The 12719-nt window shown below is 74.2% G+C and carries 10 protein-coding genes; 6 read left to right on the plus strand and 4 right to left on the minus strand.

Annotated features, from left to right (window positions below; genetic code table 11):
• Nucleotides 1-53 precede the first annotated feature (53 nt).
• A complete protein-coding gene (locus tag AB0B48_RS27670; RefSeq protein WP_357206603.1) occupies nucleotides 54-551 on the minus strand; it encodes a hypothetical protein in 498 nt (165 codons plus the stop codon).
• A gap of 186 nt (nucleotides 552-737) precedes the next feature.
• On the opposite strand from AB0B48_RS27670, the gene AB0B48_RS27675 reads away from it, so the two are divergent.
• A complete protein-coding gene (locus tag AB0B48_RS27675) occupies nucleotides 738-1616 on the plus strand; it encodes a virginiamycin B lyase (protein WP_357206585.1) in 879 nt (292 codons plus the stop codon).
• Nucleotides 1617-1741: 125 nt separating this feature from the next.
• Here AB0B48_RS27675 and AB0B48_RS27680 read toward each other — a convergent pair whose 3' ends face one another.
• The gene (locus AB0B48_RS27680; protein WP_357206587.1) at nucleotides 1742-2677 is read right to left on the minus strand and encodes an LD-carboxypeptidase; all 936 of its coding nucleotides are present in this window, start codon (nucleotides 2675-2677) and stop codon (nucleotides 1742-1744) included.
• A gap of 101 nt (nucleotides 2678-2778) precedes the next feature.
• Here AB0B48_RS27680 and AB0B48_RS27685 point away from each other — a divergent pair, with 101 nt between their 5' ends.
• From AB0B48_RS27685 to mptB (AB0B48_RS27705), 5 genes are read left to right on the plus strand one after another with little or no spacing between them, the layout of a single operon-like run.
• Entirely contained in the window at nucleotides 2779-3546 is a 768-nt protein-coding gene (locus AB0B48_RS27685) for a type 1 glutamine amidotransferase (protein WP_357206589.1), read from the plus strand.
• Nucleotides 3546-6566 carry a bifunctional [glutamine synthetase] adenylyltransferase/[glutamine synthetase]-adenylyl-L-tyrosine phosphorylase gene (locus tag AB0B48_RS27690; protein ID WP_357206591.1) on the plus strand — a complete coding sequence of 1007 codons (3021 nt, stop codon included), beginning with the start codon at nucleotides 3546-3548 and terminating at the stop codon, nucleotides 6564-6566. The genes AB0B48_RS27685 and AB0B48_RS27690 overlap by 1 nt, the downstream gene beginning before the upstream one ends.
• Entirely contained in the window at nucleotides 6559-8178 is a 1620-nt protein-coding gene (locus tag AB0B48_RS27695) for a hypothetical protein (protein WP_357206593.1), read from the plus strand. Before AB0B48_RS27690 ends, AB0B48_RS27695 begins: the two co-directional genes overlap by 8 nt.
• A gap of 48 nt (nucleotides 8179-8226) precedes the next feature.
• On the plus strand, nucleotides 8227-9627 hold the full coding sequence (mptB, locus tag AB0B48_RS27700) for a polyprenol phosphomannose-dependent alpha 1,6 mannosyltransferase MptB (RefSeq protein ID WP_357206595.1): 1401 nt from the start codon (nucleotides 8227-8229) through the stop codon (nucleotides 9625-9627).
• Between the two features lie 14 nt (nucleotides 9628-9641).
• Nucleotides 9642-11096 carry a polyprenol phosphomannose-dependent alpha 1,6 mannosyltransferase MptB gene (mptB, locus tag AB0B48_RS27705; RefSeq protein WP_357206597.1) on the plus strand — a complete coding sequence of 485 codons (1455 nt, stop codon included), beginning with the start codon at nucleotides 9642-9644 and terminating at the stop codon, nucleotides 11094-11096.
• Between the two features lie 109 nt (nucleotides 11097-11205).
• Here the strand turns inward: mptB (AB0B48_RS27705) and AB0B48_RS27710 are convergent, their stop codons facing one another.
• The gene (locus tag AB0B48_RS27710; protein WP_357206599.1) at nucleotides 11206-12189 is read right to left on the minus strand and encodes a hypothetical protein; all 984 of its coding nucleotides are present in this window, start codon (nucleotides 12187-12189) and stop codon (nucleotides 11206-11208) included.
• Entirely contained in the window at nucleotides 12186-12551 is a 366-nt protein-coding gene (locus AB0B48_RS27715; protein WP_357206601.1) for a helix-turn-helix transcriptional regulator, read from the minus strand. Before AB0B48_RS27715 ends, AB0B48_RS27710 begins: the two co-directional genes overlap by 4 nt.
• Nucleotides 12552-12719 lie beyond the last annotated feature (168 nt).

Below are 12719 nucleotides of genomic sequence, written 5' to 3' on the forward strand. Positions count from 1 at the left end.
GTCGGTGTGCCCGGTGAGCACTGCTTCGGTGTGGCTGAACGCCAAGGCTGCCATTAGGGCCCGGCGGGCGACGGGGGTTGGGGGGTGCCGGGCGTACCAGCGCCGTGGTGGCCGCCCATGCCGCGGTGGCCGCCGGGGCCGGGGAAGACGCCGGCCTCGACGGCCTTGGTGATGGCGTCGGCCTGCTCCTGGGTGAGCTTGCCGTCCTTGACCGCCTGGTCCAGGCGCTGCTTGATCGCGGCCTGACGGTCCTCGGCGGACGGGCGCTGCGGTCGGTCGGCCGGCCGGTGCTGTTCGCGGATCTTCTCCAGTGCGGCGGTCACCTTGTCGGTGGGCACGCCAAGCTCCTTGGCGAGCTCCTCGGCGAACGCGCCCTGCCGGTCGGCCTTCGCGCCTGGCGCCGCGTCGGGAGCCGGGGCGGTGCCGGCGCTCGGTGTCGGCGTGGGGGTGTCGGCGGCGAACGCGATCGTCGGGGCCGCGATCCCGACGCCGAGGACGCCGGCGGTGGCCAGGCCGGCCAGCAGGTGCTTCCTGCGGATGGTGCGGGACATGCTGTCCTCCAGAGGTTCGGTCATCCTGCGCTGTCATCACTGACAGTGACCGGGCCGTCTGGGCGGAAGCCGTGGCGACCCTGTCAGCGAGCTGATAATCCCGGGCGGCGGTGGGCGAAATCGGTTGTGTGGTCGCTGGCCGAGCGGTCAGGGTGGACGATCCACCGACGGAAAGGACACTGCGGCATGACCGTCGAAATTCGGGAGATTCCACTTGTCGAGCCGGACGCCGGGCCGTACGGCATCACGCCTGGCCCGGACGGCGCGTTGTGGCTGACGTTGGCCCATGCCGGTGGCATCGCCCGGTTGTCGCCCGACGGCGCGGTCCGGACCTACCCGCTGGATCCGGCCGGCGGTCGTCCGTTGATCATCACGGCAGGGCCGGACGGGGCGCTCTGGTTCACCCGCTCAGGGGACGACCGGATCGGTCGGATCACCGTCGACGGTGAGCAGCGCACCATCGCCCTGCCCGCCGGCACCGGGCCGGGTGGCATCGCGGCTGGGCCTGATGGTGCGCTCTGGTACGCCGGGATGACCTCCGACACCATCGGCCGGGTGGGGACCGACGGCAGCCACACCGCATTCCCGTTGCCGGTGACCGGCGGGTTCGCCTCGATGATCGCTGCGGGAGCGGACCAGGCTCTCTGGTTCACCCTCCACCAGGCGAACGCGATCGGCCGGATCGATCTCGACGGCAGGGTGACGCTGCATCCGCTGCCCACAGTGAAGGCGGGCCCGGTCGGCATCACCGTGGGTCTCGACGGCGTCATCTGGTTCGTGGAGATCGGCGCCGGTCAGCTCGGTCGCCTCGACCCGGACGGCGAGATCGTCGAGTTTCCGCTGCCGGACCGGGCGGCCCGCCCGCACGCGATAGTGGGCGACCCGGATGGCGGCGTGTGGTTCACCGAGTGGGGTGCCAACCGGATCGGTCACCTCGATCCCACCGGACGGTTCGAGGGCTACGCCCTGCCCACCCCCAACGCCGAACCGCACGGCATCACCCGCACCCCCACCGGCATCTGGGCCGCCCTGGAAATCGGAGCAGTAGCCCACCTACCCCTCTGACCCAACCCCGGTGATCAAGAGATTTGCGTCAGGATCCGCCCCGAACATGACGCAAATCTCTCGATCACCGGGGCGGGGGCGGGGGAGGGAGGAGCGCCGGGCGAGGGGGAGCGCCGAGGGCGGGGTTAGTGGACTGCGGGGGTTGCGGTGAGGGTGGCTGTGGTGGTGTCGAGGGTTGCCTCGGTGCCGATGGGGACTGTGAGTTGGTTGGGACCGTGGCCGATGGGAAGGCCGCCGAGGACCGGTACGCCCAGGTCGCCGAGGCGTTCGGTGAGTACGTCGACGATTGTGGTGTCCCACCCGTCGCCGCAGTCGGTGAACTGCCCGACCGCCACCCCGGCCAGGCCGTCCAGCGCGCCGGCCCGGCGCAGGTGGGTGAGCATCCGGTCGACCTTGTACGGGGGTTCCTGCACGTCCTCGATCAACAGCACCGCACCGGTCAGGTCGGGCAGGTCGGGCGTGCCGATCGACGCGGCGATCATGCACAGGTTGCCGCCGAGCAGGGTGCCGGTGGCGCGACCCGGGACGCGTACGCCGAAGGTCTCCTCGGTGGGCACTGCGGTGATCGACACCGGTTCGGTGGTCATCAGCGCCGCGTGCAGGGATTCGGCGGAGCGCAGCGGCGTCCGCTCGTCGCGCCAGGCCGCACCGGGGCCGTGCACCCCGGCCAGGCGGGCGCCCCGCCACAGTGCGAACTGCAACGCGGTGATGTCCGAGAAACCGGCCACCACCTTCGGGTCGCGGCGGACGGCGGCCATGTCGATGGCGTCCACGATCCGTTGGGCCCCGTAGCCGCCGCGGGTGCAGATCACCCCGCGTACGTCAGGGTCGGCGAAGGCCGCGTTCAGGTCGGCGGCACGCAGGTCGTCGGTGCCGGCGAGATAGCCGTGGCGGGCGTACGCGTTCGGTGCCGGCACCGGGCGCAGGCCCCAGCCGGTGAGCAGTTCCATGCCCCTGGCCACCCGCTCCGGCGAGGTCGGCCCGGACGGCGACACCAGCAGCACCGTGTCACCCGGGCGCAGCACGGGCGGGCGTACGGCGGCGGTGTCCTCGCTGATCACAACCGCAGAGCCTAACGACCCGGCCGAGGCGGGAACGCCACCCGGCCGCGTGGCCCGTGCCGGGGCGTGATGCCGTGCGGCGTACCGGCTAGCCTCGACGGGTGGCAACCGCGCTGGTGATCGAGAACGACCCGACGGACGACGCGCGCCGGCTGGGTGAGTGGCTGACCGAGGCTGGGCTGGAGCTGTGGGTGGTGCGTCCGCACGCCGGCGACGAACTCCCCGCCGACCTGGAGGGGTACGCGGCGCTGGTGGTGCTCGGCGGCGACCAACAGGCGTACCCGTTGCCGGACGGCTCGCCCGGCGCGCCCTGGTTTCCCGCCGTGGAGGGCCTGCTGCGCAAGGCGGTCCGGTACCGGGTGCCGACCCTCGCGGTCTGCCTGGGCGCGCAGCTGCTCGCCACCGCACACGCCGGGTTGGTGGAGCGCAGCCCGTCCGGGCCGGAGATCGGCCCCGGCGTGGTCGGGCGGCGCGACGCCGCCGAGAACGACCCGTTGTTCCGGTACGTGCCGTTGATCCCGGACGTGCTCCAGTGGCACGCCGACGAGATCACCGAGCTGCCTCGGGGCGCTACCCTGCTGGCCGCCTCCACCCGCTACCCGCATCAGGCGTTCCGCCTCGGTGACCGGGCGTGGGGGTTGCAGTTCCACATCGAGTGCGACGCCGCGATGATCGCCGACTGGGCCACCGACTCGGTCCAACTCGCCGAGCTGGGCTACGACCCGGAGCTGGTCGTCGCGGCCTGCGCCTCGGTGCTGGCCGACGTCGAGGAGGTCTGGCAGCCGTTCGCCGCGCGGTTCGCCGCGCTGGCCCTCGGCGAGTTGGACGACAGCACGATTCGGCGCGGCCTGCCGCTGCTCGGGCACTGATGAGCCGGCCGACCAGGGCGTCGGGCCGACTGGCCCGGTACGGCTTCGGCACCGCCGAAGGCGATGGTGGCGCGCGCGCCGCGGACCTGCTCGGCCCGGAAGGACTGCGACTGTGGCGGCCGGTCGAGCAGGAACCGGTCGACGAGGCCGCAGCGGAGCTGCTCTCCGCGCTGTCCCGGGCCGCCGACCCGGACCTGGCGCTGCGCCAACTGCACCGCATCGTGGAGGCCGAGGGCCGTACCACCGCAGGCGGCGCCGAATCGCCGCTGCTCGCGGACGTGCACGCCGATCCCGGACTGCGGCGGCGGCTGATCGCGGTGCTCGGCGCGTCGGCGGCGCTCGGCGACCACCTGGTGGCCCACCCCGAGCACTATCGGGCGCTGCGGACCGCGGCGGACGGGCTCGCTCCGATCGCTGAGGGGCGGCTGGAGCCGGCCGACGGCACCAACCCGGTGGCGGCGCTGCGGACCGCGTACCGCCTGGCGTTGTTGCGGATCGCGGCGGCCGACCTGACCGGCGGTCGCGGCTTGGAGCAGACCATGGCCGCGCTCTCCGCGCTGGCCGACGCGACGCTGTCCGCGGCGTACGAGATCGCGGTCGCAGAGCTGGCGGAGGGCACCGAGCGGCCCCGACTGGCGGTCGTGGCGATGGGCAAGTGCGGCGGCGGCGAACTGAACTACGTCTCCGACGTGGACGTCATCTTCGTGGCCGCCGAGGATGCCGACCTGCCCGCCGCGACCCAGGTGGCGACCCGGTTGATCTCCATCTGCGGGCTGGTCGCCTGGCCGGTGGACGCCGCGCTGCGCCCCGAGGGCAGCCGCGGCCCGCTGGTGCGGACCCTCGCCAGCCACCTGGCCTACTACCGGCGGTGGGCGCGCACCTGGGAGTTCCAGGCGCTGCTCAAGGCCCGCCCGGCCGCCGGGGACCTGCCGCTGGCCCAGGAATGGATCGACCAGCTCGCGCCGCTGGTCTGGCGGGCGGCCGAGCGGCCCGAGGCGGTCGAGGACGTCCGCGCCATGCGCCGCCGGATCATCGACCACATCCCGCCGAAGGAGCTGGAGCGCGAGATCAAGCGCGGTCCGGGCGGGCTGCGCGACATCGAGTTCGCCGTCCAGTTGCTGCAACTCGTGCACGGTCGCGGCGACGAGACGCTGCGTCCGCCCGGCACCATCCCGGCGTTGCGCGCGCTCGTCGCCGGCGGCTACGTCGGTCGGGCCGACGGCGAGGCCCTGCTGCGCGGCTACCGCTTCCTGCGCGGCGTCGAGCACCGGCTGCAACTCCAGGGCCTGCGTCGTACGCACACGGTGCCCGCCGAGCCGGGCGCGCTGCGCTGGCTCGCCGCCGCGCTGGGTTTCACTGCCGCGCCGGGGCGCAGCGCCGTGGAGAGCTTCCGGGCCGAGTGGGTCACCCACGCCACCGAGGTACGCCGACTGCACGCCAAACTGCTCTACCGGCCGCTGCTGGAGTCGGTGGCCCGGGTGCCGGCCGACGGGTTGCGGCTCACCCCGGAGGCGGCCAGGAACCGCCTGGAGATCCTCGGCTTCGCCGACCCGGCCGGGGCGTTGCGCCACCTCCAGGCGCTCACCGGCGGGGTGAGCCGTACGGCGGCCATCCAGCGCACACTGCTGCCGGTGCTGCTCAGCGAGTTCGCCGACGCGCCCGAGCCGGACCGGGGGCTGCTCAACTACCGCAAGGTCTCCGACAAGCTGGGCAGCACCCCCTGGTATCTGCGGCTGCTGCGCGACGGCGGCCCGGTCGCCCGTCGGCTGGCCCGGGTCCTCGCACTGTCCCGGTACGTCGCCGACCTGCTCGCCCGCGACCCCGAGGCGCTGCGGCTGCTGGCCGAGGAGAACGAGCTGGCGCCACGCGCGCCCGAGGTGCTGCGGGAGGGGTTCCTGGCGGCGGCGGCCCGGCACACCGACCCGGTCGAGGCCACCAGCGCGGTGCGCGCGCTGCGACGTCGCGAACTGGTCCGGGTGGCCTGCGCCGACGTGCTCTGCCGGGCCGGCGCGCTCGCGCCCAGCCCCACCCGGGCGGACGGCGCGAACCGGCCCGCCCGCAAACTGTCCGACATCACCGAGGTGGGTACGGCGCTCGCCGACGTCACCGACGCCACCCTGGCCGCCGCGCTGCGGGCCGCTCAGGCCAGCCAGCCGGCACCGGCGGGGCTGCGGTTCGCGGTGATCGGCATGGGCCGGCTCGGCGGGTACGAGTCGAACTACCTCTCCGACGCCGACGTGCTCTTCGTCTACGACCCGCCCCCGGGCACCAGCGAGAGCGCCGCCAGCGCGGCCGCGCACGCCGTCGCCGAGGAGCTGCGCCGGCTGCTCGGCGTACCCGCCCCCGACCCGCCGCTGGGCGTCGACGCCGACCTGCGCCCGGAGGGCCGCCAGGGCCCGCTGGTCCGCAGCCTCGCCGCGTACGCCGCGTACTACGCCCGCTGGTCGCGGGTGTGGGAGGCGCAGGCACTGCTGCGCGCCCGGTTCGTCTGCGGCGACGCCGACCTGGGCGCCGAGTTCGAGGCGATGATCGAGCCGGTGCGCTACCCGGCCGACGGGCTGACCCGCGAGCAGGTCGTCGAGATCCGGCGGATCAAGGCCCGGGTGGAGACCGAACGGCTGCCTCGTGGCGCCGACCCGGCCACCCACACCAAGTTGGGTCGCGGTGGGCTCGCCGACGTGGAGTGGGCTGTGCAACTCGTCCAGCTCCGGCACGCCGGCGCGATCCCGGAGCTGCGCGGCACGCGTACCCTCGACGCCCTCGCGGCGGCCGAGCGGGCCGGCCTGATCGACCCGGCGGACGCCGCGGAGATGGCCGCCGGGTGGGCCCTGGCCGCGCAGGTCCGCAACGCGTTGATGCTGGTCCGGGGTCGGGCCGGCGACCAACTGCCCCGGCACGGGGTGGAGTTGGCCGGGGTGGCCCGGCTGCTCGGCCGCGACGACCCGGGGGAGTTCCTCGACGAGTACCTGCGCACCGGCCGCCGCTCCCGCGCGGCTGCCGAACGGGTCCTCGATGCCTGACGCGTCTCCGCCCCCGACCGGGCGGAGTATCGCGGGCTGGGCGGCGGCGACCGGGGTGGCGGTGCTGCTCGCCGTAGCGTTCCTCCTCGCTCCACCGATGGGCACCGACCTCGCCGCCCAGGTGGCGCGTGCCGGGTTCACCGAGCGGTACGGGGCCGCACCGGTCGATTTCGGCTGGTACGGCGGCGTCAACCAGTACGGCTACAGCCTCTTCACGGCCAGGTTGGGCGCGCTGATCGGGGTGCGTCCGCTGGGGGCGGTCGCCGCCGTGGTCGGCGCGGGCGCGCTGGGTTGGCTGTTCACCCGCAACCGGGCCCGCCGACCGCTGCTGGCCGGTGTCCTCGGCGCGGTGGTGCTGGTCGGCAACCTGGCCAGCGGTCGGATCACCTTCGCGGTCGGGCTGGCGTTCGGGCTGCTGGCGCTCTGCGCGGTCAGCGCGGAACGCCCACCCCGCTGGCTCCGGCTGACGCTCGCCGCCGTCTGCGCCGCGCTGGCGACGGCGGCCAGCCCGGTCGCCGGCCTGTTCACCGGGCTGGCCGGCGCGGCGCTGCTGCTCAGCGCCCTGCGCACCGGTGACGGGCCGGGCCGCCCGCTGCCCGGAGGCTGGCGGGCCGACCGACCACTGGTCGAGGGGTTCGTCCTGGCCGTGGCGCCCGCCGTCACGCTCGCCCCGATGGCGTTCCTCTTCGGCAACGGAGGCACCCAGCCGTACTCGGCCGAATCGATGCGCATCAACGTCGCGCTCGCGGTGCTGGTGGCGGTCGTGCTGCCGCGTCGCCGTCGGGTGCTGCGCATCGGCGCGGCGCTCACCGTGCTGCTGCTGATCGGGGCGTACTACGTGCCCAGCCCGATCGGTTCCAACGCGCTGCGACTGCCGATGCTGTTCGCCCTGCCCGTGCTGGCCGGGTACGCCGCCCTGCCGGGGCCGTGGCTGGCCGGTCTGCTCGCCGCGACCGTGTGGTGGCAGTCGCCGGTGATGATCAGCGACGTGACCCGGGCCGGCGCCCCGGAGAGCGCCGAAAGTTTCTACCAACCGCTCGTCGCCGAACTCGACAGGCGGCAGCCGGCCGGGCGGGTCGAGGTGGTGCCGCTGCGCGACCACTGGGAGTCCGCGTACCTGCCGCCGACCGTGCCACTGGCCCGGGGTTGGGAACGCCAGGTCGACAGCGACCGCAACGCGCTGTTCTACGACGGCAGCCTGAGCGCGCAGACGTACGAGAAGTGGCTACGGCACGAGGCGGTGAGCTACGTGGTGCTCGCCCCGGACGCACCCGCCGACCGGTGGGGCCGCGACGAGGCCGCGCTGATCCGTGCCGGCCTGCCGTACCTGCGGGAGGTCTGGCGTGACCCGACCTGGCAGATGTACGCCGTGGTCGATCCGACCCCGCTGGTCGGTGCCCCGGGTCGACTCGTCACCGCCGACCGCGGCGCGGTCCGGCTGACCGCCACGCCCGGGGACGTGCCGGTCCGGGTGCGCTGGTCGCGCTGGCTCACACTGAGCGGCCCGGACGGATGTCTGCGACCGGGCCCGGACGGGTGGACCGAGGTGCGCATCCGCGCCGCCGGCGACTACTCGATCTCCAGTGGGCTGGCACCGACGCGCCACTGCTGACCGTGCCTGCCGTCGGCCTCCCACCGACGGGCTGGCAGCATGTCCGGCGTGCCCTCCCACCTCGCGCGCTGGACCGGCCTGGCCGGCTCGATGCTGCTCGCGCTGTCCGCCTTCCTCGGCGGCGCGTTTCCCGGCGGCCCCCTGCGCAGCACCCCGGTCAGCATCTGGCAGGGGCCCAACGGCCCGCTGATCCTCGCCGCCTGGCTGGTCGGCACCGGCCTGATGGCGTACGCCTGGTGGGCGCTACGTGACGGGGGACCCTCGACGCGCTGGGCCCTGGTCACCGTCGGGCTCTGGCTGCTGCCGTTGCTGATCGCACCGCCTTTCGGCAGCCGGGACGTGTACGCGTACGCCTGCCAGGGCGCCAGCTTCGTCGGCGGCCTCAGCCCGTACGAGCAGGGTGTCTCCGCGCTGCCCTGCCCCTGGCTGGACACCGTCTCGGTCATCTGGCGCGACACCCCGGCGCCGTACGGGCCGCTGTTCGTGCTCGTCGCGGGCGCCGTGGTGAAGGCCACCGGGTCGCTGACCGCCAGCATCGTGCTGTTCCGAGCGCTGTCGCTGGTCGGCGTCGTCCTCACCGCGTGGGCCCTGCCGGCGCTGGCACGTCGGGCCGGTGTGCCGGCGAAGCGGGCGGTGTGGCTGGCGCTGGGTTCCCCGCTGGTCGCCGCGCACCTGATCGGTGGCCCGCACAACGACGTGCTGATGCTCGCCGCGTTGGTCGGTGGGCTGGCCGTGGTGGCGGCGCACCCGGGCCGGCGCGGAATGCTGCTGGTCGGCGGGCTCCTCCTCGGGATCGCGGTGGCGATCAAGGTGACCGCCGTGGTGGTGGTGCCGTTCGCCGCGCTGGCCGCCACCGCCGGGCCGTACCGGATCCGCACGCTGATCCGCGACGGCGGCTGGGTGGTCGGCGGCACCGTCGCCACAGTGGTCGGCGTGACAGTCGTCGGTGGGCTGGACTTCGGTTGGATCGGCGGGCTGTCCCAGGGTGGCGCCGCCATCGCCTGGACGTCCCCGTCGACCGCCGTGGGACAGACTGTCGGTTACGTCGCGGCGCTGTTCGGTGGTCACATCGACGCGCTTCCGGTCACTCGCGGAATCGCCGTGGTCCTCCTGGCGGTGCTACTCGTCTGGCTCTGGTGGCGGGCCCGCACCCGCGACCCGCTGTACCACGCCGGCCTCGCGCTCGCCCTCACCGTCGCGCTCGCCCCCGTCGTGCACCCCTGGTACTGGACCTGGCCGCTGTTCGTGCTCGCGGCCACCGCCCAGCGGACCAGATGGTTCACAGTGGTCGCACTGGTCGCGTCCTTCCTGGTGCTGCCCGACGGCACCGGGCTGCCCCGGTACACCAAGACGGTCGGGGCGCCGCTGATGACGCTGTTGGTGATCGTGCTGGTCATCCGGTTGGTACGGTCGGCTCGGGCGGCCCGTCAGCCGGTCGCCGCCGACTGAGGGAAGGTGCGCCGGTGACCGCTCCCGGTGCCTCTCTCTCCCGGTACGCCGGCCTGGCCGGGGCGGTCCTGCTCGCCGTGGCCGGATACCTCGGCGGGGCACTGCCCGACGCCCCGCTGGGCGTGACACCCACGTCGATCTGGCAGACCCCGGACGGCCCGGCGACGCTGACCTGCTGGCTGATCGGCACCGTGCTGCTGGTCGGGGCGTGGTGGTCACTGCGCGACGGTGCGCCGTCGACCCGTTGGGCGTACGTCACCGCCGGGCTGTGGGCGCTACCGCTACTGCTCGCGCCACCGCTGGGCAGCCGGGACGTCTACTCGTACGCCTGCCAGGGCTGGACATACGCGCACGGCGTCGACCCGTACACAGTGGGGGTGGACGCGGCGGGCTGCCCCTGGCTGGACACGGTGGCACCGATCTGGCGGGACACCCCGGCACCGTACGGTCCGGTCTTCGTCCTGCTCGCGGCCCTCGCCGTCGGCGTCGGCGGCGGGCTAACCGGGACCATCGTGGCGCTGCGCGTGATCGCCGTGGCAGGGCTGCTGCTGGCCGCGCTCTGCCTGCCCGCGCTGGCCCGGGCGGCCGGGGTGCCGGCCCGGCGGGCGGTCTGGTTGGCGCTGGCCGGTCCGCTGGTCGGCGTACACCTGGTGGCCGGCGCGCACAACGACGCCGTGATGCTGGGCCTGCTGCTGTGTGGACTGTTGGTCGTGGTCCGGCGACCAGGTCGGCCGGCGGCGCTGCTGCTCGCCGGGGCGCTGCTCGGGCTGGCCGTCACGGTGAAGGCCAGCGCCGTGGTGGTGGTGCCGTTCGCGGTGCTGGCCGGGATGCCCGACCAGCCCACCGTTCGGGCGCTGCTGCGCCACGCTGGATGGCTGGCCGGTGGGCTGGTCGCCGCGCTGCTGGTCACCTCCGCGGTGTCCGGCCTCGGCTTCGGCTGGGTGGGCGGGCTGACCCACAGTGGCGACTCGGAGCAGTGGACGTCGCCACCCACCGCCGTGGGCTTCGTGGTCGACTACGCCGGCGCGCTGGTCGGCCGGGACCCGCAGGCGGTGCCGGTGGTCCGAGCGGTCGCGCTGCTGCTGCTCGTCGGGGTGCTGCTGGTGCTCTGGTGGCGGGCCTGGCAGACCCTGCGCGGACTGAACGACGCGCGCCCTGAGGTGGGGTGTGCTCCGGTGGTGCGGTCCCGGGTGGCGCTGCACGGCGCGGCGTTGGCACTGGTCGCCACCGTCGTCCTGTCCCCGGTCTTTCACCCCTGGTACGCGACCTGGCCGCTGGCGCTGCTCGCGCTCACCGCCGCCCGCACGACGTGGTTCGTGCTGCCCACCGCTGCGGCAGCCTTCCTCGCCCTGCCCGACGGCACCAACCTGGCCCGCGTCACCAAGGCACCCGGTGCCCTGGCGATGACCGCTCTGCTCCTGACCGTGCTCATCCGCACCGCCCGCACCGCCCGCCGCTGCCGCCGCTGACGCCCTCGATCATGAGGTTGACGGGGGCAATTCGGACGCAGCGCCTCGCCAACCTCATGATCGTCAGCGTCGTGCGGGGCGGGGCGGGGTGGGGTGGGGTGGGGTGGGGTTAGGCTCGCGCGCCGCAGGTGGGGCAGGGTTGGGTTGAGGGCTGGGGGGTGGAGGCCCGGCGGGAGCGGAGCAGGACGGTCAGGAACAGTACGGCGGGACCGGCGAGCGCGACGGCGACAGCGGTCACCGCCAGCTCCGCGAAGGTGACGGCGCCCTGTGCCGCGCCGAAGTTGTCAGCCAGGCCGGGCACCGCCAGGAAACCGGCGGGAGTGAGCAGTGTGACGAGCGCCCAGCCGCCGCGGGTGTCCCCGCCCAGTGCCAGCCCCATGGCCAACAGTGCCCCGACGACCAGCAACAGTCCGCCGACGGTGGGCAGGAAGACTTCCATGGTGTCGCCGTAGTACATGAAGGTCGGGTCCAAGCCCACGAGGAACTGCGTCGCCAGCACCGCCAACAGTGCGGACAGCGCCGGCGCGAGGCGGATCGCCCGGGAGGGTCGATCGGGCAGGGCGAGCCCCAGCAGGCCCAGGACCACCTGCGGCAGCAGCACCATCAGCGGCGGTCGGAGTGTGTCGAGCGCCGCGGCCACCGGTGGCAGCGCGATCGTGAGCACCAGCGCGAAGGTGATGGCCCGCCGGGCGACCCGGCTCGGCGCGACGGCGATCACCACCGCCGCCAGCAGCCATGCCGCCCACGCGACGACACCGAGCGAGACGAACGGGCCGACGTGGGGGACGCCCCACTCGGCGGGCGGCGGGTGCAACTCTGCCGTACCCCAGACACCGGCCAGGGCGCTGGCGGTGACCAGGGCCAGCAGCCCCGCGAGGCGTACCCCCGGGATCAGGTCGGTGACGCCCGCGGTCCGCAGCCGCTGGCGGAGGCCGCCGCGCACCAGGTCCGCGGCGTCCGCCGGTGCCGGCCAGCGTTGGTCAAGGGCGGCCAGGTCGAGGTAGGTGCCGACGATTTCGGCGCCGCGCGCGCGCCGGTAGTCGGCGGGGTACGCGCGCAGCAGCCGGAAGTAGCGGCGTTCCAGGTCGTTCATGCCAAGCCTCCGGCCGTGCGTGGGGTGGTCGGGAGGGCGGCGCGAGTCCGCTTGGACAGCCGGGCGGTGGCGGCTTCGACGTTGCGGCGCAGCCGCTCGGTCTCGGTGCTCAACGTGGTCTCACCAGCGGGGGAGAGGCGGTAGTAACGGCGCAGTCTGCCGTCCACCACCTCCTCCCGGTCGACCTCGACGAGGCCGGCGTCGACCAGCCGGTCGAGCGCTCCGTAGAGCGTCCCGGGGCGTAGCGACACGCGGTTGTCGGAGAGGGCGGCGACCTCACCGATCAGCCCGTATCCGTGCATCGGCTGGGCGGCCAGCGCGGTCAGGATCAGGAAGGTCGGTTCGCGTAGAGGTGTGTCCACTGGAGCAATATATCGGACGCGAAGGTATGCCGGGGGGTGGCGCACAGCGAGCCGGGGGGGGGGCCCGGCGGGGGGGGGGGTTTGGGGGCCCGGGGTGCTTGGGGGGGGCCGTGTACTTTTTTTTTTTGTTTTTGTGGTGGGGGGGGGGGGGGGGGGGGGGGCGCGCCG

Origin of the sequence: Micromonospora sp. NPDC049089 (genome assembly GCF_040648775.1) — a bacterium.
Classification (GTDB): domain Bacteria; phylum Actinomycetota; class Actinomycetes; order Mycobacteriales; family Micromonosporaceae; genus Micromonospora.